The organism is Paenarthrobacter sp. NEAU-H11 (genome assembly GCF_050573415.1).
Classification (GTDB): Bacteria; Actinomycetota; Actinomycetes; order Actinomycetales; family Micrococcaceae; genus Arthrobacter.
In genome coordinates, this window is sequence record NZ_JBNZGA010000009.1 from 53,548 (window position 1) to 70,287 (window position 16,740).

Sequence of the window (16,740 nt, forward strand, 5' to 3'; positions counted from 1 at the left end):
CCCCCGCGCAGGGGTTTGCGCAGCTCAGGCGGCGGGCGGCGCCGTGGAATCGCGGACAATCAGATGGGTGGCCAGCTCAACGCGGTGCGAATCCAGGACTTCCCCCCGCGCCTGGCGCAGCACAGACCGCAGCGCTGCCCGCCCCATCTCCTCCAGCGGCTGGGCTACGGAGCTCAATGAAGGCACGGACTCCTCGCCCTGGTTTGTACCGTCAAAGCCGATAAGGCTTAGGTCTTCGGGAACCCGGATGCCGTGCCGGCCCGCTTCACCGAGGATGCCCAGGGCGATGGTGTCGCTGCCGGCGAAGATCGCGGTCGGAAGCTTGTCCAGCTCGAGCAGCGCCTTCAGGCCTTTGACGCCGCTTTCCCGGCGGAACCTGCCGCCGGAATAGATGTACTGCGGGTCCACCGGCACGCCGTGCGCCATGAGTGCGGCCATGTAGCCGTGCAGCCGAGCCTGGTTGCATTCGGCCTTCTCTATGCCGCCGATGTACGCGATGCGGCGGTGCCCCAGCTCCAGCAGGTGCTCCGTGGCTGCCTTGCCGCCGGCCCAGTTGGTGGCACCGATGCTGACCACGTCAGCGGAGGGCGGGTTCAGCGGGTCAATCACGACGACGGGAATCCGGCGGCGCCGGAAAGGGTGCAGTTGCGTCTCGCTGAAGGCTGAGGTCACCACGATCATTCCGGCCCTGCCCTCGTCCACCATGCGCTGCGCGCGGCGCTCGGGGCTGCGCCGGCCCTGGCTCGCGGGACCGGTGACGCTGACGAGAATCTCGACGTCGGCATCGGCCGCGGATTGCAGCACGCCGTTGAGCACCTGGATGGTGTACGCGGAATCGAGGACATCGATGACCACCTCAACCACCGTGCCGGTTTCCCCGGCGGCACGGCGCTGCAGCGGGGACTGATACCCGGCCTGCTCCAGGACGGCCAGCACGCGGGCCCGGGTTTCCGGCGACACATCCTCGCGGCCGTTGACAACCTTGGACACCGTCGGCGCAGAAACACCGGCCTGCCGGGCCACGGTGGCGAGCGTTGGCCTCGCCCGCTCAGCGATCTTCGATGCCATGGGTTTGCAGCCTTTCGAAAAGTTTCGGTGAATACATTCTCTGGAATCCGGCCAGCCACGTCAAGGAACCCTCAAGTGACCCGCAAAAGAACTTTCATGCGCCTCTTGACTCCCATGGTGTTGAGCTTTAGTTTAGAGCGTGACCTAAATCACCTGCTCGAAATATTTCGAAAGTGTGCGCCGCTCACACCCCCACAACCTTTGCAACGAAGCATTTTCAGATGGAGAAGCAATGAAGCAATCCCAGACCTCCCGCCGCTCTTTCCTCGCCCTTGCTGCCCTCACTCCCTTCGCCGCCATGACCGCCACGGCGTGCGGGACGTCAGGACCGGGGACCTCCAGCAGCGGCGGAGGCGGTGCCAGCATGTGGTACCTGTCCGGTCAGCCGAACGAGACCACCATGCAGAAGGCCGTGGACACCTTCAGTTCGGCAAACCCTGACGACAAGATCGCCGTAACCTACTTCCAGAACGACGCTTACAAAACCAAAATCAAAACGGCCATCGGCGCCGGCCAGGCCCCCACCATCATCTACGGCTGGGGCGGCGGCACCCTGAAGACGTATGCCGAGGCCAACCAGGTAGAGGACCTGACCAGCTGGCTCAATGACAATCCGGATCTGCAGAAGAAGTTCTTCCCCGCCTCATTCGGCGCAGCCACCGTCAACGGGAAGATCTACGCCCTGCCCAACCAGTACGTCGCCCCGATCGTCCTGTTCTATAACAAGGAACTGTTCGAGAAGGCCGGCGTCCAGCCGCCGAAGACCTGGGACGACGTCATGTCTCTGGTCAAAACCTTCAACGACATGGGCGTGGCTCCCTTCTCACTCGGTGGACAGTCGCGCTGGACCTCCATGATGTGGCTTGAATACCTGCTTGACCGCATCGGGGGCGACGAAGTCTTCACCGCCATCTTCGAAGGCAAGCCCAATGCCTGGATGGATCCCGCCGTCATCGAAACCGGCACCAAGATCCAGGAGCTCGTCTCCGCGGACGGGTTCATCAAGGGCTTCTCCTCCATCGCGGCAGATTCCAATGCGGACCAGGCCCTGCTGTTCACGGGCAAGGCCGCCATGATGCTGCACGGTTCATGGACCTACGGAGCCATGAAGAAGAATGGGCAGAACTTCGTCCAGGACGGGAAACTGGGCTTCGTCCAGTTCCCCACCGTTGCAGGCGGCAAGGGCGACCCAAAGAACGGCGTGGGAAACCCCGCCGCGTACATGTCGATCTCCTCCAAGGCCACAGACAAGGAAAAGGAGACGGCGAAGAAGTTCTTCAAGGACGGGATCCTGACCGAGACGGTCATCGACACCTACATCAATTCCGGTTCCGTCCCGATCGTCAACGGGATCGAAAGCAAACTCAACACATCCCCGGACAAGGACTTCCTGAACTTTGTCTACGATCTGGCCAAGAACGCTCCCAACTTCCAGCAGTCCTGGGACCAGGCGCTAAGCCCCACCGCCGCCGAAACGCTGCTGAACAACATCGACCAGCTGTTCCTGAAGTCGATCACCCCTCAGCAGTTCGCTGAGAACATGAACGGCACCCTCGGGAAATGAGTAACGCCGTCTCCACCGCGCGCAGGACTGAGGCCGACGCCAGAACCGGCGCTGGGCAAAGCGGACAGCGAAATGCGGCCCTCGCGTGGCTGACAGTTCCTGCTCTGTTCTTCTTCCTGGTTTTCGCCGTCGTGCCGCTGGCCGGTGTACTCATCCTCAGCTTCGCCAGTTGGGACGGCATCGGTGCCATCGGATCAGCAGGGCTGGGTAACTGGTTCTCGGTGCTGGCGGATCCCGGGCTGTACAACGCCCTGGGGCTGACCTTCCTGATCATGATCGCGTCCTGGCTGGTCCAGACTCCCATCAGCCTCCTTCTGGGAGTCTTCACCGCCGGAAGCCAGCGCTACCGGGCGGCCCTTGCGGTGCTGTATTTTCTGCCGCTGCTGCTCTCCTCAGCAGCAGTCGCGATCGCCTTCAAAGCCCTGCTGGACCCGAACTTCGGCCTGGCCACGGGCCTCGGCCTGCCGTTCCTGGCCCAGGACTGGCTGGGAGTCCCGCATCTGGCCCTGGGCCTGGTCATCTTCGTGATCGCCTGGCAGTTCGTCCCCTTCCATACGCTCATTTACCAGGGCGGGGTGCGGCAGATTCCCAAGTCACTCTACGAAGCAGCGGAGATCGACGGGGCGGGAACCATCAAGCAGTTTTTCCACATCACCCTTCCCCAGCTGAAGTACACCATCATCACTTCCTCCACCCTGATGGTGGTGGGGTCCCTGACGTACTTCGACCTGATCTTCGTCCTCACCGGCGGCGGCCCGGGCAACTCCACGCGGATCCTGGCCCTGGACATGTACCTGCGGGGCTTCCGGGCCAACCTCATGGGGCCGGCCAGCGTCATCGCCGTCATTCTCGTACTCATCGGCCTTGCACTCGCCCTGTTCCTCCAGCGCCTTGGAGGCAAGGACAAGCAGGGCAGCCAATTGGAAGGTATGTAGGGTGAGCATCGTCCTGAAAAGCAGCACCGAGGAAGTTCCCGCCGGTTCCCGGACCAACTCCACCGCGCCAAAGCGGGGGCTGGGATCCCGGATGAGGAGGCTGAACCTCCCGGCAGGCCTCGGCGGCTGGCTCTGGCTGGCCATCATCATCATTCCGGTCTACTACGTGGTAATCACCAGCCTGAAGACCCAGGAAGGGTACTTCGGCCAGAATCCGCTGGCGCTTCCCACCGCCCCGACGCTGGAAAACTACCAGCTGGTCCTCGAGGCGGATTTCGCGAAGTACTTCATGAACAGCACCATCGTCACGCTGGGTGCTGTCATTCCGACGGTACTGGTCTCCTTTATGGCCGCGTTCGCGATTGTCCGGGGCAAGGGCCGGTTCCTCAAGCTGGTCAACGGTGTGTTCCTGATGGGACTGGCGATCCCGCTGCAGGCAACGATCATCCCCATCTACCTGATGATCATCCGGCTGAACCTTTACGACAGCCTGCTGGCGCTCATGCTTCCCTCCATTGCCTTTGCCATCCCGCTGACCGTACTGATCCTGTCCAACTTCATCCGCGACGTCCCGAACGAACTGTTCGAGTCGATGCGGCTTGATGGCTGCAGTGAATGGCAGACCATGTGGCGGCTTGCCCTGCCGCTGACCCGCCCCGCGATCGTGACCGTCGCCATCTACAACGGCCTGCACGTCTGGAATGGATTCCTGCTTCCGCTGGTCCTCACCCAGAGCCCGGGACTGCGCGTCCTTCCCCTGGCGTTGTGGACCTTCCAGGGCGAATACAGCGTCAACATCCCGGCTGTGCTTGCCTCGGTGGTGCTCAGCACCTTGCCAATCCTGGTGCTTTACGTGGTGGGCCGCCGGCAGCTGCTCAGCGGCCTGACCGCCGGCTTCAGCAAATAGAAAGGACTTCCGATGACACAACCCAAGCCCCTTCGCGTCGGCATGGTGGGGTACGCCTTCATGGGTGCAGCCCACTCCCACGCCTGGCGCACCGCTCCCCGGTTTTTCGACCTGCCGCTGCAGCCCCGGCTCACCGCCGTCGCCGGCCGGAACGCCGACGGCGTGCGGGCCGCAGCGGACAAGCTTGGCTGGGACTCGGTGGAGACGGACTGGCGCCGCCTGATCGAACGCGACGACATCGACCTGATCGACATCTGCACCCCCGGCGACACGCACGCCGAGATCGCCACCGCCGCCCTTGAGGCCGGCAAGCACGTGCTGTGCGAGAAGCCGCTGGCCAACTCCGTGGAGGAGGCCGAGCGGATGACCCTCGCCGCGGAGACCGCCGCCAAGCAGGGAGTCATGTCCATGTGCGGCTTCAGCTACCGCCGCACCCCTGCCCTGGCGCTGGCCAAACGGTTCGTGGAGCAGGGCAGGCTGGGCGAGATCCGCCACGTCCGGGCCCAGTACCTGCAGGACTGGCTCTCCGACGCCAATGCCCCCATGACCTGGCGGCTGGACAAGAGCAAGTCCGGATCAGGATCCCTCGGCGACATCGGGGCGCACAGCATCGATGCGGCCCAGTGGGTCACCGGACAGGACATCACCGGCGTCTCGGCGCTGCTCGAAACGTTCGTTCCCGAGCGCCCGCTGGCCGGCGACCTCGTGGGCCTGGGCGGCCACGGCGACCTCAGCGGCGACGCGCCCCGCGGGAAGGTCACCGTGGATGATGCGGCCATCTTCAGCGCAAAGTTCGACGGCGGCGCCTCCGCAGGTGCCATAGGGGTCTTCGAGGCGACGCGGTACGCGCTGGGCCGGAAGAACGCCATGCGCTTGGAACTGAACGGCACCAAAGGCTCCCTCGCCTTCGATTTCGAGGACATGAACGTCCTGTCCTTCTACGACGCGGCCGAGTCCCCGGACGCCGGCTTCCGGAAAATCTTCGTCACCGAACCCGAGCACCCGTACGTGGGCAACTGGTGGCCCACCGGCCACGGCCTCGGCTACGAGCACGGCTTCACCCACCAGGTGGTGGACCTCGTCACCGCCATCGGTGAAGGCCGCCAGCCCGAACCGTCCTTTGCCGATGCCCTGCAGGTTCAGCGGGTCCTCGCGGCCGTGGAGTCCAGCGCCGCCAATTCCAGCCAGTGGCAAAAAGTCTGAGCATCGCCGCAAGCGACAGTACAACCAAGGAACCCTGATGACACGACCAATCACGCTTTTTACCGGCCAGTGGGCCGACCTGCCCTTCGAGGAGGTGGCCCGGCTGGCCGGCGAGTGGGGCTTCGACGGGCTGGAGATCGCCTGCTGGGGCGACCACCTGGACCCCCGCCGGGCGGCTGAGGACGACAACTACCTCCAGGGCCGGCTGGACATCCTCAAGAAGAACAACCTGCAGGTCTTCGCCATCGCCAACCATCTCACCGGACAGGCCGTGTGCGACGACCCCATCGACGAGCGCCACCAGGGCATCCTGTCCGCTGGGATCTGGGGCGACGGCGACCCCGAAGGTGTCCGGCGCCGCGCCGCGGAGTCCATGAAGGACACCGCACGGGCCGCCGCGCGCCTGGGCGTCAAGACGGTAACGGGCTTTACCGGATCGTCCATCTGGAAGGCGGTGGCCATGTTCCCGCCCGCCTCCGAGGCAATGATCGACGCCGGCTACCAGGACTTCGCGGACCGCTGGAACCCCATCCTGGATGTCTTCGACGAGGTGGGCGTCCGTTTCGCGCTGGAGGTCCACCCGTCCGAAATTGCCTACGACTACTGGACCGCCAAGCGCACCCTGGAGGCGATCGGGCACCGCAAGGGCTTCGGCCTGAACTTCGACCCGTCCCACTTCATCTGGCAGGACCTGGATCCGGTGATGTTCCTCCAGGACTTCGCCGACCACATCCTCCACGTGCACGTCAAGGAATCGGTCCGCCAGCTCGATGGCCGCAACGGGCGCCTGGGCTCCCACCTGGCATGGGCTGACCCCCGCCGGGGCTGGGACTTCGTCACCGCAGGGCACGGTGACGTCCAGTGGAACAGGATCTTCCGTACCCTGAACGCCATCGGCTATGACGGCCCCACCAGCATCGAGTGGGAGGACGCCGGCATGGACCGGCTCGTCGGCGCACCGCAGGCGCTGGCCATGGTCAAGGAACTCGCCCGCATCGCCCCGCCGGCAGCCGCTTTCGACGCCGCCTTCGCCAGCCGCTGACCCATTTTTCGCCGGCCCTCCGGGGCCGGAAGCCAAACAAAAGGAAACCCCGACATGACAGATCGCAAGAACGCCCTGGTGGTCCGCGGCGGCTGGGACGGCCACCAGCCGTACGAGGCCACCGAGCTCTTCATCCCCTACCTCAAGGACAACGGCTACGACGTCCGCGTGGAGGAATCCCCCAAGGTGTACGCCGATGCCGAGTACATGGCAGGGGTGGATCTGATCATGCAGTGCATGACCATGACCACCATCGAAAAGGACGAGTTCGCCGGGCTGCGGGCCGCCGTCGAAAACGGCACGGGCCTGGCCGGCTGGCACGGCGGCATCGCCGATTCCTACCGCAACAACTCCGACTACCTGCACCTGATCGGCGGCCAGTTCGCCTGCCACCCCGGCAAACACCCGGACGAATGCGTCGGCGAGCAGTCGGACAACTACGTCCCCTACACGGTCAACATGCTCCCGGCCGCCGCGGAACACCCGATCACCAAGGGCATCTCCGACTTCGACCTGGTCACCGAGCAGTACTGGGTGCTCTCCGACGACTACATCGACGTCCTGGCCACCACCACCCAGAAGGTCCGGGAGTGGGACCCCTGGAACCGCGAAGTCACCTCCCCCGCCATCTGGACCCGCCAGTGGGGCAAAGGCCGCATCTTCGTTGCCACCCCCGGCCACCGGGTCGAAATCCTCCAGGACGCCAACGTCCGCACCATCATCGAAAGGGGCCTGCTGTGGGCAAGCCGTTGAAAGTCGGAATCATTGGCTGCGGAGCCATCATCGCGCAGTACCTCACCAACTTCCGCAAACTCGGACAGATCGACCTGGTGGCCGTGGCGGACCTGGATCCCGCACGCGCCCAAGCCGTGGCGGAGCAGTACGAGGGTGTCCGCGCCATCTCCGTGGACGAGCTCCTCGCTGCGGACGACGTCGAACTGGTCCTGAACCTGACCATCCCCGCCGCGCACGCGGAGGTGGCGCTGAAGGCCATCGCGGCCGGAAAGAGCGTCTACGGCGAGAAGCCCCTCGCCGCCACCACTGCGGAGGCGCGCCAGGTGCTGGACGCGGCGCGCGAGGCGGGCGTCGCCGTCGGCTGTGCTCCTGACACCGTACTGGGCACCGGCATCCAGACCGCCCGCAAGGCGATCGACGACGGGCTGATCGGCGCCCCCATCTCGGCGTCGGCAACCATGGTGACCCCGGGCCATGAGCGCTGGCACCCCAACCCGGACTTCTACTACCAGCCCGGCGGCGGCCCGCTGCTGGACATGGGCCCCTACTACGTCACCGCCCTGGTCACCCTGCTGGGTCCCGTGGTCTCGGTCATCGGCGCGGCGAGCCATACGCGCAACGAACGCATCATCGGTTCGGGACCGCGCCAGGGCGAAAAGGTCCCCGTTAACATCGATTCCCATGTCACCGGTGTCCTGGTGCACGCCTCCGGCGCGCTGTCCACGCTCTTCATGAGTTTTGACGCCGTCAAGTCCCAGTCCCCGAACATCGAGATCCACGGGGAGCGCGGATCGCTGGTGGTGCCGGACCCGAACCACTTCGACGGCGACGTCCAGCTGTTTTCCCTCGGGGCAGAGGACTGGGAGACCCTTCCCGTGTCCGCCGGCTACGTCGATTCCGGCAGAGGCTTCGGCATCGCCGACCTCGCCTCCACCCCTGAAGGCTCCGAGCCACGCGCGGGCGGGGCCATGGCCTACCACGCCCTCGATGTCATGGAATCCGTGCTCGAGTCAGCGCACAGCGGCACGGCAGTACGCATCAACAGCACGGTTGAGCGGCCGGCAAGCGTGGAACTGGCCGTCCTGGCCACTGACGTGGACGTCCTCCAGGCCCAGGAAGCTGCTCCCTAGGCCTTTCCGTTGTTCATCGGGCGGCGAGTGTCGTGCGGTCAGCGAAGGGGGCGGTGCCCGTCGTCGTCGCCGTGGACGGAGCCGGTAAGAACCTCAACAACAGCGAGCTGGCCGGTGGTGTCCGGGACGCCGGGGAATTGGACCTGCGGAGCGTCTTCGGGCGTCACCGGCGGCCGGTCCGCCTGGCGCATGCGCAGAAGCGCAATGGCGGAAATGAGGAACCAGGCCACGTTCGTGACCACGGATGGCCATGCTTCGTGGACGGATCCGTTGATGATGAAGGCCACGGCACCCAGGAGATTCGCCGTCTGGAAACCCCTGCCGGCCTTCATCCAGCCCATGGAAACGGCAAGGTAGGCACTGAGGATGGCAACCGCACCGGCCCAGCCGGCAATTTCCCACAGCAGTTCCATGGAGACCTCTCAAGGGCGGTGCCCGGCAGGCAGAGGCCGGGCAAGGTTGTTGACGGGGTTTTCGGGGTGTCTTTTGCCGGAGGCCACTGCTGGCTGGATCAGGCGTTGCCGGACAAACCGTTTACTCGAGCCCGCAAGCGGGCGAGGACCTCATTTGTTGGTCGGCGGGATAATCATACTCTGCGGAGGGGGCGTGCTTTTATCGCCCGAAGCCCGGTTTTTCGCGCTCTGGACAACTCCCCCGCCGCGTAGCACCATCTGAAAGGTGACCACCAGCCCCCTCTCCGATGCCCGCCTGCGCGAACTCAGGGACCTCCGCCGCGTCAAGGACCGGATCGACCGGGAGTATGCGCAGCCGCTGGACGTCGAATCCCTGGCCCGGGGGGTCCACATGTCGGCCGGGCACCTGAGCCGCAGGTTCAAGCTCGCCTACCAGGAAAGCCCCTACAGCTATCTGATGACCCGGCGCATTGAACGGGCCATGGCGCTCCTTCGCCGTGGCGACGTTTCCGTCACGGAGGCCTGCTTCGCCGTCGGCTGTTCCTCGCTGGGGACGTTCAGCACACGCTTCACGGAACTCGTGGGAATGCCGCCCAGCGTGTACAAACAGGAGGCGGCGATGTCGACGGCGGGCATCCCCGCGTGCGTGGCGAAACAGGTCACCAAACCGGTCAGGAATCGAGAAGCGTCCGCGCCGGAGCCGCAACTAGCATGGCTGCCATGAACAACATCAGCATTTCCTCTAGCTTCCTTCCGCACACCGATCCGGACGCCTCGCTGGCGTTCTACCGCGACGCCCTGGGCTTCGAGGTCCGCAACGACGTTGGGCGCGGCACCATGCGCTGGATCACCGTGGGACCCGCCGGCCAGCCGGACGTGTCCATCGTCCTGCACCCGCCGGCCGTGGACCCCGGCATCACCGATGACGAGCGCCGGACCATCGCGGAGATGATGGCCAAGGGCACCTACGCCACCGTCATCCTGTCCGCACCGAACGTGGACGAAGCCTTCGCAAAAGTGGAGGCGACCGGGGCGGACGTGGTCCAGGAGCCGGTGGACCAGCCGTACGGAATCCGCGACTGCGCGTTCCGCGACCCGGCCGGAAACACCGTCCGCATCAACCAGCAGCAGTAAGCCGCAGCGAGCCCAGGGAGACGCATGAGCACCGACACCGGGACCCATACCCAAGCCCATACCGAAAGAAATGGCGTGCACATCGCGGACACCCACGGCCTCATCCGCGTGCAGGGCGCGCGGGAAAACAACCTCAAGGACATCAGCGTCGAGCTGCCCAAGCGCCGGCTGACCGTGTTCACCGGTGTCTCCGGTTCCGGCAAGAGCTCGCTGGTGTTCGCCACCATCGCCGCAGAGTCGCAGCGCCTGATCAACGAAACCTACAGCGCGTTCGTCCAGGGCTTCATGCCTTCGCTGGCCCGGCCCGAGGTGGACTTCCTGGAAGGGCTCACGACGGCGATCATCGTGGACCAGGAGCGGATGGGCGCCAACCCGCGCTCCACCGTTGGGACGGCCACGGACGCCCATGCGATGCTCCGCATCCTTTTCAGCCGGCTCGGCTCCCCGTACGTCGGCCCGCCCACCGCCTACTCCTTCAACGTGCCCACGCGCAAGGCCAGCGGCGTGATGTCCACGGAGAAGGGCGGGCGGGTGGAAAAGGCCGTGGTCCAGCAGGCCGTCTACCTCGGCGGCATGTGCCCGCGGTGCGAGGGGATGGGCAACGTCAGCGACATTGACCGGACAGCGCTGTACGACGACGAAAAGTCCCTGAGCGAGGGCGCCCTGCTTGTTCCGGGCTACTCCATGGACGGCTGGTACGGGCGCCTGTTCGAGGGCATGGCGCTCCCCATGGACAAACCGATTTCCAAGTTCACCAAGAAGCAGCTGGACACGATGCTCTACGCGGAGCCCACCAAGATCAAGGTGGAGGGCGTCAACCTGACCTTCGAGGGGATCATCCCCAAGATCCAGAAGTCCATGCTGTCCAAGGACCCGGAGGCGATGCAGCCGCACGTGCGCCGGTTCGTGGAACGCGCGGTGACCTTCCAGACCTGCCCGGAGTGCCACGGGACCCGGCTGACCCGGCAGGCGCTGTCCTCGAAGATCAACGGCAAGAACATTGCCGAGCTGTGCCAGATGCAGATCAGCGACCTGGCCGGGTGGATCCGGGACCTGAAGGACCCCTCCGTGGCTCCCCTGCTCAAGGGCCTCCAGCACCTGCTCGACTCCTTTTCCGACATCGGCCTGGGCTACCTCAGCCTGGACCGGCCCGCCGGCACCCTCTCCGGCGGTGAGGCCCAGCGCACCAAGATGATCCGGCACCTGGGCTCTTCGCTCACGGACGTCACGTACGTCTTCGATGAGCCCTCCATCGGCCTCCATCCCCACGACATCGAGCGCATGAACCAGCTGCTGCTCCAGCTGCGGGACAAAGGCAACACCGTCCTGGTGGTGGAGCACAAGCCGGAAATGATCACCATCGCGGACCACGTCGTCGACCTCGGTCCCGGCGCCGGCACCCAAGGCGGCGAGGTCTGTTACGAGGGCAGCGTGGAGGGCCTGCGGTCCAGCGACACCATTACCGGCCGGCACCTCGGGGACCGCGCGTCCTTGAAGGACGCCGTCCGGAAGGCTTCGGGGGCGCTGGAGGTCCGCGGCGCGTCCACGCACAACCTGCAGGCGGTCGACGTCGACATCCCCCTGGGCGTCCTGACGGTAGTTACGGGTGTGGCCGGCTCGGGCAAGAGTTCGCTGATCCACGGCTCGGTGGCCAAGCGCGAGGGCGTGGTGGTCATCGACCAGGGTGCCATCCGCGGCTCCCGGCGCAGCAACCCCGCCACCTACACCGGCATGCTGGAGCCCATCCGCAAGGCGTTCGCGAAGGCCAACGGCGTGAAGCCCGCGCTGTTCAGCTCCAACTCCGAGGGCGCGTGCCCCACCTGCAACGGCGCCGGCGTTATCTTCACCGAGCTGGGGGTCATGGCCACGGTCGAGTCACCGTGCGAGGACTGCGAAGGCCGCCGGTTCCAGGCTTCCGTCCTTGAATACACCCTCGGCGGCCGGAACATTGCCGACGTGCTGGCCATGTCCGTGACGGAGGCCGCCGCCTTCTTCGCGGAGGGCGAGGCCAAAACGCCGGCGGCCCGGACCATCCTGGACCGGCTCGACGACGTGGGGCTGGGCTACCTCAGCCTCGGCCAGCCGCTCACCACCCTTTCCGGCGGCGAGCGCCAGCGGCTCAAGCTCGCCACGCAGATGGCGGAGAAAGGCGACGTCTACGTGCTGGACGAGCCCACCACCGGCCTGCACCTCGCCGACGTGGAGAACCTGCTGGGCCTGCTGGACCGGCTGGTGGACTCCGGCAAGTCCGTGATTGTCATCGAGCACCACCAGGCGGTGATGGCGCACGCCGACTGGCTCATCGACCTGGGTCCGGGAGCAGGGCACGACGGCGGCCGGATCGTTTTCGAGGGCACGCCGGCTGGGCTGGTGGCCGACGCCTCGACGCTCACCGGCAAGCATTTGGCCGCTTACGTTGGTTCGCAGGTGGCATGACGGAGACCTACCGGTACGACGTCCAGATCCTGCACCTGCTGGTGTCACCGGGGCACGCCTACTTCGGACGGGCCCGGGACGGCGCCGCGGAGGTGCCGACGTTCGACGCCCAGGCCGCCGAAGTGGTGGCGGGCAAGGGCATCGCGGGCGACCGGTTCTTCGGAAAAGCCGCCCACATGGACGCCGCAGTGACGCTGTTCGCCGTCGAGGCCCTGGAAGCCATGGCCGCGGAACTTGGGGCCGGACCGTTTGATCCCCTGGCCACCCGCCGGAACGTGATCCTCCGCGGAGCGCACCTCGCTCCGCTGCTGGGGCAGGACTTCACCCTGGAGTCCGGCGGTTCCCGGGTTGGGCTCCACGGCGGGCGTCCCGCACACCCCTGCGCCTGGATGAACGAGGTGCTGGCGCCGGGAGGCCATGCCGCCATGCGAGGCAGGGGCGGGATCCGTTGCCGCGCCCTGTCGAGTGGCACCCTGTACCGGGGCCCGGCGGTCCTGGTCAGCCCCGTTCCGCTGGACCCCGGGCAGGCTGGCGTGCCGAGCCTGCTGCGGCCCGGCCGGCTGCCGTAGCTGGACTTCCGACGGCGTCACACACGGCACGCTTTTGGCCCACCACGGCCTCGGGGCCGCGGAAACCCGCGCCGCCGCCCCCGCCTTTTCCCCAAAAGCGTGTTTTGCGTGACGCCCTGACAGGTGGCCAGCGCAGCACATCTGATTGCACAACGGGTCCTGGCAGGGCACCCCTTGCCCGCAGCAACCGTCATAGCCTTGGAACATGCCCGCATTCCACGGACGCGGGAACATCGCCGTCGGAACAATGAACAACTGCTGGAGGGATAGTGCCGCGCATATTCATCACCGGTTCAGCTGACGGGCTGGGGCGGCACACTGCCGGGGCGCTGCTGGACGAGGGCCACGACGTCGTCGTGCATGTGCGCAGCGCTGCCCGCCTTGGCGCAGTCCAGGACCTCCTGGGCCACGGCGCCGTCGCCGTTGTTGGCGACTTGGCCGACCTGGGGCAGTCGCGGGACGTCGCCGAACAAGTCAACCGGGTGGGGCCGGTGGACGCCGTCATCCATAACGCGGGAGTGCTGCACGGCCCGGACGTCTTCAACGTCAATGTCGTGGCCCCCTACCTCCTCACCGCACTCATCCACCGCCCGCGCCGGCTGATATATGTCAGCAGCGGCATGCACCGCGGCGGCCGCGCCGAGCTCGGGAAACTCGACCGGGGCGCCCGGACGGTGACCTACTCGGACAGCAAGCTTTACCTCACGGCCCTGGCGGCCGCCGTCGCCCGTTTATGGCCGGACGTCCTCAGCAACGCCGTGGACCCCGGCTGGGTGCCCACCCGGATGGGCGGCGCCGGCGCCCCGGACGATCTCCGGCTCGGTCACTTGACGCAGGAGTGGCTGGCCACCAGCGAGGATCCGGCGGCGCTCACGAATGGCGGGTGCTGGTTCCACCAGCACCGGCAAGACCCGCACCCGGCCGTCCACGACGAGGCGTTCCAGAACAAACTCCTGGACCACCTGGCCCGGATCACCGGGGAGCGCCTGGCCTGACCCAAGGCCCGCCGGGATCACATCACCGCAGTGGCGTTCGCGGGTGATCCGGTTCCGCCGGTGATGTTCAGTGGCTTGACGGTGATGAAGGCGTCCCACTGGCCGGCAGCCCGCATGTGCCGGGTCAGCGGACCCAGCCGCCACAGTTCCCCCAGCGGCAAGCCCAGCTTGGCCAGCAGCTGCTGGTGCATCATGCCGTGGTCGTTCGGTGCTGAATCGCGGTAAGGGCTGGCGGGCAGTGCGGGCAGGCATTCGAGGGCAAAATTGTCCGCCGCCAGGAGCGCGAGCCGGCGGTCCCATGCCCACGCAACGAACTCCTCGGACTGGGCCACGCCCGTTGCCCGCCTGCTGTCCCGCATGCGCTGCTTCTCCTCCGGCTGCAGGCCAAGGAACCATTCGCACCAGCCCGTATGCAGCATGAGGATGTCGCCCTGCCGGAGGTCTATGGACTGGGCGGCCATCGCCCCCTCGATCAGGTCAAGGCCCAGGGGTTCCCCGGCGGCATGGTCGATCGGGGCGCCCTGCCCGGCGCGGTACCCGGCCAGGTCCACCAGCACTCCCCTCCCCACAATGGGACTGTCCGCCCATTCCTGGATGCCGAGGTCCGGCGTGCCCTCGCTGATGCGGTCATCGGGCGTGCCGTTGTAGAAGCCGGCGTCGTCCGCCCGGCGGTGGCGCAGCCCGTCGATCTGGCTGGATCCCTGCAGGTAGTACCCGTCAAGATAATCGTCGCGGTGGGCCGGGTGCGAGGAGTAGATGGTGTGCCGGGGGGCGCTGCGCTTAAGGGACATGCCCGGGTCGAAGGCATCGGCCGGATAGTCCAGGCCAAAGGCAGTTCCGGTCCGGATGCAGTCCCGCGCGTCCCGCACCGTTTGGGGAGTAATGAACGACGGCGTCCCCCGGGTTGGGTCCGGAAACAGGCCCCAGGAGGTCCCGGCCAATGCGCCCTCCCGGCGGAGGAGTTCAGCGAACGTCGGGTGCCGTCCGTCTTCGGCAGCAGGACTCACCGTGCCCCCGCTTCCTGGGGCTGATCCTGGTCCTGGCGGCGTTTGTAACTGAGCAGGAACCCGGCGACGGCACAGATGGAGGCGGCGATGCAGATGGGCGCCTTGATGGTGCCGTTGAGCAGTGTCAGCCACTCGCCTTTGCCGGCCGCCAGGGCGATGGCCTGCCCGGCCACGAACACGACGCCGCCGGCCAGCAGCACTGCCAGGGTCAGGACGAAGAGGACTTCGATGGCCCTTCGGATCGGTTGCATGTGTCTTTTTCCTTTAGATGGGCAGGATGCCGAGGATGATCAGGACGCCGATGCCCAGCAGCGGCAGGGCGTAGTGGGTCAGCAGCCGGAGGAATGTGGTGATCGGGTCCACGTCCGCAATGCCGCACGCCACGTACAGCGGGGCCCCTCCCGGCGGGACCGCCGCCTCGCAGGAGGAGAAGACAAGGACGGCCACGGCCGCCGTGGTGGCCGGGACACCTGCTGCCACCAGGGCGGCCACACCGACGGTTCCGACGGCCGCCATGGTCGCTGTCGCCGAAAGGGGCGCAGCCACGGCGATGACGATCAAGCCGATCAGGATGGCCAGGATCCACAGCGGCAGGTTCATCCCGTTGAGCAGTGCGGTCATCTGCTTGGGCAGGCCGGTGGCGGCGAGGGCGTTGGCACCGGCGAAGGCGAACACCACGGTGACGCCCACGATGCCGAAGCGCGGCGCGGACTCCTCCAGCAGCGCCCACCAGGCCCGGCCATCGGCGGGCAGCTTCTTCCGGCCCAGCAGGACGCCGGTGATGATGAGGACCACGGGGATCCAGACAATCACGCTGACCGATCTGGTGACGTCTCCGCCGGTCCAGTCCGACAGTCCCTTGGCGATGGCGCCGGAGGTGATGACCAGCGGGATGGCCACCACAACGAACAGCAGCAGGGTGGCCCAGCCGCGGCCGAACGCGGCCCGGACAGATAGCCGGTGCGCGGCGTCAAGCGGTGCCATGCCGCTCTTGCGGACCAGGAGCCAGGTGACGATCAGCCGGTGCAGGAAGCACCACAGGCCGCCGAACAGCAGCGGAAGGACCAGCGCATTGATGTCCAGCAGGGGCCCCACCGTGGCGGAACCCACCAGGACGAACATCGAGGCACTGAACGGAAACGTGATGCCCATTCCAGCGTTCCCCGCCACAAGCGTGGCCGCCGAGGGCTTGTCCAGCCGGGACTTTTCCATCCACGGGATGGTCACCGATCCCACCGTTGCGGCGATGGCGGCCTGGTTGTGGACCACGCTGCCCAGTCCCGCTGATGCCACGGTGGAAACCCAGGCCGGCCCGCCTTTGACGCCGCCGATCAGGGAGTTCAGCAGGTCGATCAGCCGGTCCAGCACGCCGGTCCTGTCCAGCAGGTAGCCCATGAACACGAACGCCATGGTGGCGTAGACGATCTCGTCCGTGATGGCCGAGTACAGCGCCGCCAAGCCGATTTGCGCCGCAGCCGCCCCGGTGAACGGAAGCACGGCCAGGAACCCGAGGATCATGGCTTCCCCGACGCTGCGCTTGAGCACGGTGGTCCACAGCAGGATGACGGCAAGGTAGGCGCCGAGTGCCCAAATGCCGATCAT

17 protein-coding genes are annotated in these 16,740 nt (G+C 66.5%); 12 read left to right on the top strand and 5 right to left on the bottom strand.

From position 1 onward, the window contains the following. Positions 1-24 precede the first annotated feature (24 nt). A complete protein-coding gene (locus ACQ3DC_RS12695; protein WP_157239929.1) occupies positions 25-1,068 on the bottom strand; it encodes a LacI family DNA-binding transcriptional regulator in 1,044 nt (347 codons plus the stop codon). Positions 1,069-1,300: 232 nt separating this feature from the next. On the opposite strand from ACQ3DC_RS12695, the gene ACQ3DC_RS12700 reads away from it, so the two are divergent. Genes ACQ3DC_RS12700 through ACQ3DC_RS12730 form a run of 7 tightly spaced genes read left to right on the top strand, consistent with a single transcriptional unit; the run spans position 1,301 to position 8,584 of the window. Continuing rightward, positions 1,301-2,632 carry an extracellular solute-binding protein gene (locus tag ACQ3DC_RS12700; RefSeq protein ID WP_421093135.1) on the top strand — a complete coding sequence of 444 codons (1,332 nt, stop codon included), beginning with the start codon at positions 1,301-1,303 and terminating at the stop codon, positions 2,630-2,632. After that, on the top strand, positions 2,629-3,567 hold the full coding sequence (locus ACQ3DC_RS12705) for a carbohydrate ABC transporter permease (RefSeq protein ID WP_430752389.1): 939 nt from the start codon (positions 2,629-2,631) through the stop codon (positions 3,565-3,567). The genes ACQ3DC_RS12700 and ACQ3DC_RS12705 overlap by 4 nt, the downstream gene beginning before the upstream one ends. Position 3,568: 1 nt before the next feature. Further along, positions 3,569-4,474, top strand: coding sequence for a carbohydrate ABC transporter permease (locus ACQ3DC_RS12710; RefSeq protein ID WP_430752390.1), 906 nt, complete (start codon positions 3,569-3,571; stop codon positions 4,472-4,474). 12 nt (positions 4,475-4,486) lie between these two features. Then, the gene (locus tag ACQ3DC_RS12715) at positions 4,487-5,677 is read left to right on the top strand and encodes a Gfo/Idh/MocA family protein (RefSeq protein WP_430752391.1); all 1,191 of its coding nucleotides are present in this window, start codon (positions 4,487-4,489) and stop codon (positions 5,675-5,677) included. Positions 5,678-5,714: 37 nt separating this feature from the next. After that, a complete protein-coding gene (locus ACQ3DC_RS12720) occupies positions 5,715-6,719 on the top strand; it encodes a sugar phosphate isomerase/epimerase family protein (protein WP_430752392.1) in 1,005 nt (334 codons plus the stop codon). A 54-nt stretch (positions 6,720-6,773) separates the two neighbouring features. After that, complete coding sequence (locus ACQ3DC_RS12725; RefSeq protein WP_430752393.1) at positions 6,774-7,472, top strand: ThuA domain-containing protein; 699 nt, start codon at positions 6,774-6,776, stop codon at positions 7,470-7,472. Beyond that, complete coding sequence (locus ACQ3DC_RS12730; RefSeq protein ID WP_430752394.1) at positions 7,457-8,584, top strand: Gfo/Idh/MocA family protein; 1,128 nt, start codon at positions 7,457-7,459, stop codon at positions 8,582-8,584. Before ACQ3DC_RS12725 ends, ACQ3DC_RS12730 begins: the two co-directional genes overlap by 16 nt. Before the next feature lie 38 nt (positions 8,585-8,622). Here the strand turns inward: ACQ3DC_RS12730 and ACQ3DC_RS12735 are convergent, their stop codons facing one another. Then, positions 8,623-8,997, bottom strand: coding sequence for a CBU_0592 family membrane protein (locus ACQ3DC_RS12735; RefSeq protein ID WP_157239939.1), 375 nt, complete (start codon positions 8,995-8,997; stop codon positions 8,623-8,625). Positions 8,998-9,262: 265 nt separating this feature from the next. Here ACQ3DC_RS12735 and ACQ3DC_RS12740 point away from each other — a divergent pair, with 265 nt between their 5' ends. The 5 genes from ACQ3DC_RS12740 (at position 9,263) to ACQ3DC_RS12760 (ending at position 14,131) form a co-directional block, all read left to right on the top strand. Then, the gene (locus ACQ3DC_RS12740) at positions 9,263-9,721 is read left to right on the top strand and encodes a helix-turn-helix transcriptional regulator (RefSeq protein ID WP_323057924.1); all 459 of its coding nucleotides are present in this window, start codon (positions 9,263-9,265) and stop codon (positions 9,719-9,721) included. Beyond that, entirely contained in the window at positions 9,709-10,131 is a 423-nt protein-coding gene (locus ACQ3DC_RS12745) for a VOC family protein (protein ID WP_157239941.1), read from the top strand. The genes ACQ3DC_RS12740 and ACQ3DC_RS12745 overlap by 13 nt, the downstream gene beginning before the upstream one ends. Positions 10,132-10,155: 24 nt before the next feature. Then, the gene (locus ACQ3DC_RS12750) at positions 10,156-12,567 is read left to right on the top strand and encodes an ATP-binding cassette domain-containing protein (RefSeq protein WP_157239942.1); all 2,412 of its coding nucleotides are present in this window, start codon (positions 10,156-10,158) and stop codon (positions 12,565-12,567) included. Continuing rightward, positions 12,564-13,136: an MOSC domain-containing protein gene (locus ACQ3DC_RS12755; protein WP_321214971.1), complete on the top strand. Its 573-nt coding sequence runs from the start codon at positions 12,564-12,566 to the stop codon at positions 13,134-13,136. The genes ACQ3DC_RS12750 and ACQ3DC_RS12755 overlap by 4 nt, the downstream gene beginning before the upstream one ends. Before the next feature lie 269 nt (positions 13,137-13,405). Next, positions 13,406-14,131: an SDR family NAD(P)-dependent oxidoreductase gene (locus ACQ3DC_RS12760; RefSeq protein ID WP_430752395.1), complete on the top strand. Its 726-nt coding sequence runs from the start codon at positions 13,406-13,408 to the stop codon at positions 14,129-14,131. A gap of 17 nt (positions 14,132-14,148) precedes the next feature. Here ACQ3DC_RS12760 and ACQ3DC_RS12765 read toward each other — a convergent pair whose 3' ends face one another. From ACQ3DC_RS12765 to ACQ3DC_RS12775, 3 genes are read right to left on the bottom strand one after another with little or no spacing between them, the layout of a single operon-like run. Further along, entirely contained in the window at positions 14,149-15,138 is a 990-nt protein-coding gene (locus tag ACQ3DC_RS12765; protein WP_430752396.1) for a cyclase family protein, read from the bottom strand. Further along, positions 15,135-15,389, bottom strand: coding sequence for a hypothetical protein (locus ACQ3DC_RS12770; protein WP_157239946.1), 255 nt, complete (start codon positions 15,387-15,389; stop codon positions 15,135-15,137). The genes ACQ3DC_RS12765 and ACQ3DC_RS12770 overlap by 4 nt, the downstream gene beginning before the upstream one ends. 13 nt (positions 15,390-15,402) lie before the next feature. Continuing rightward, positions 15,403-16,740 carry a TRAP transporter large permease subunit gene (locus ACQ3DC_RS12775; protein ID WP_430752397.1) on the bottom strand — a complete coding sequence of 446 codons (1,338 nt, stop codon included), beginning with the start codon at positions 16,738-16,740 and terminating at the stop codon, positions 15,403-15,405.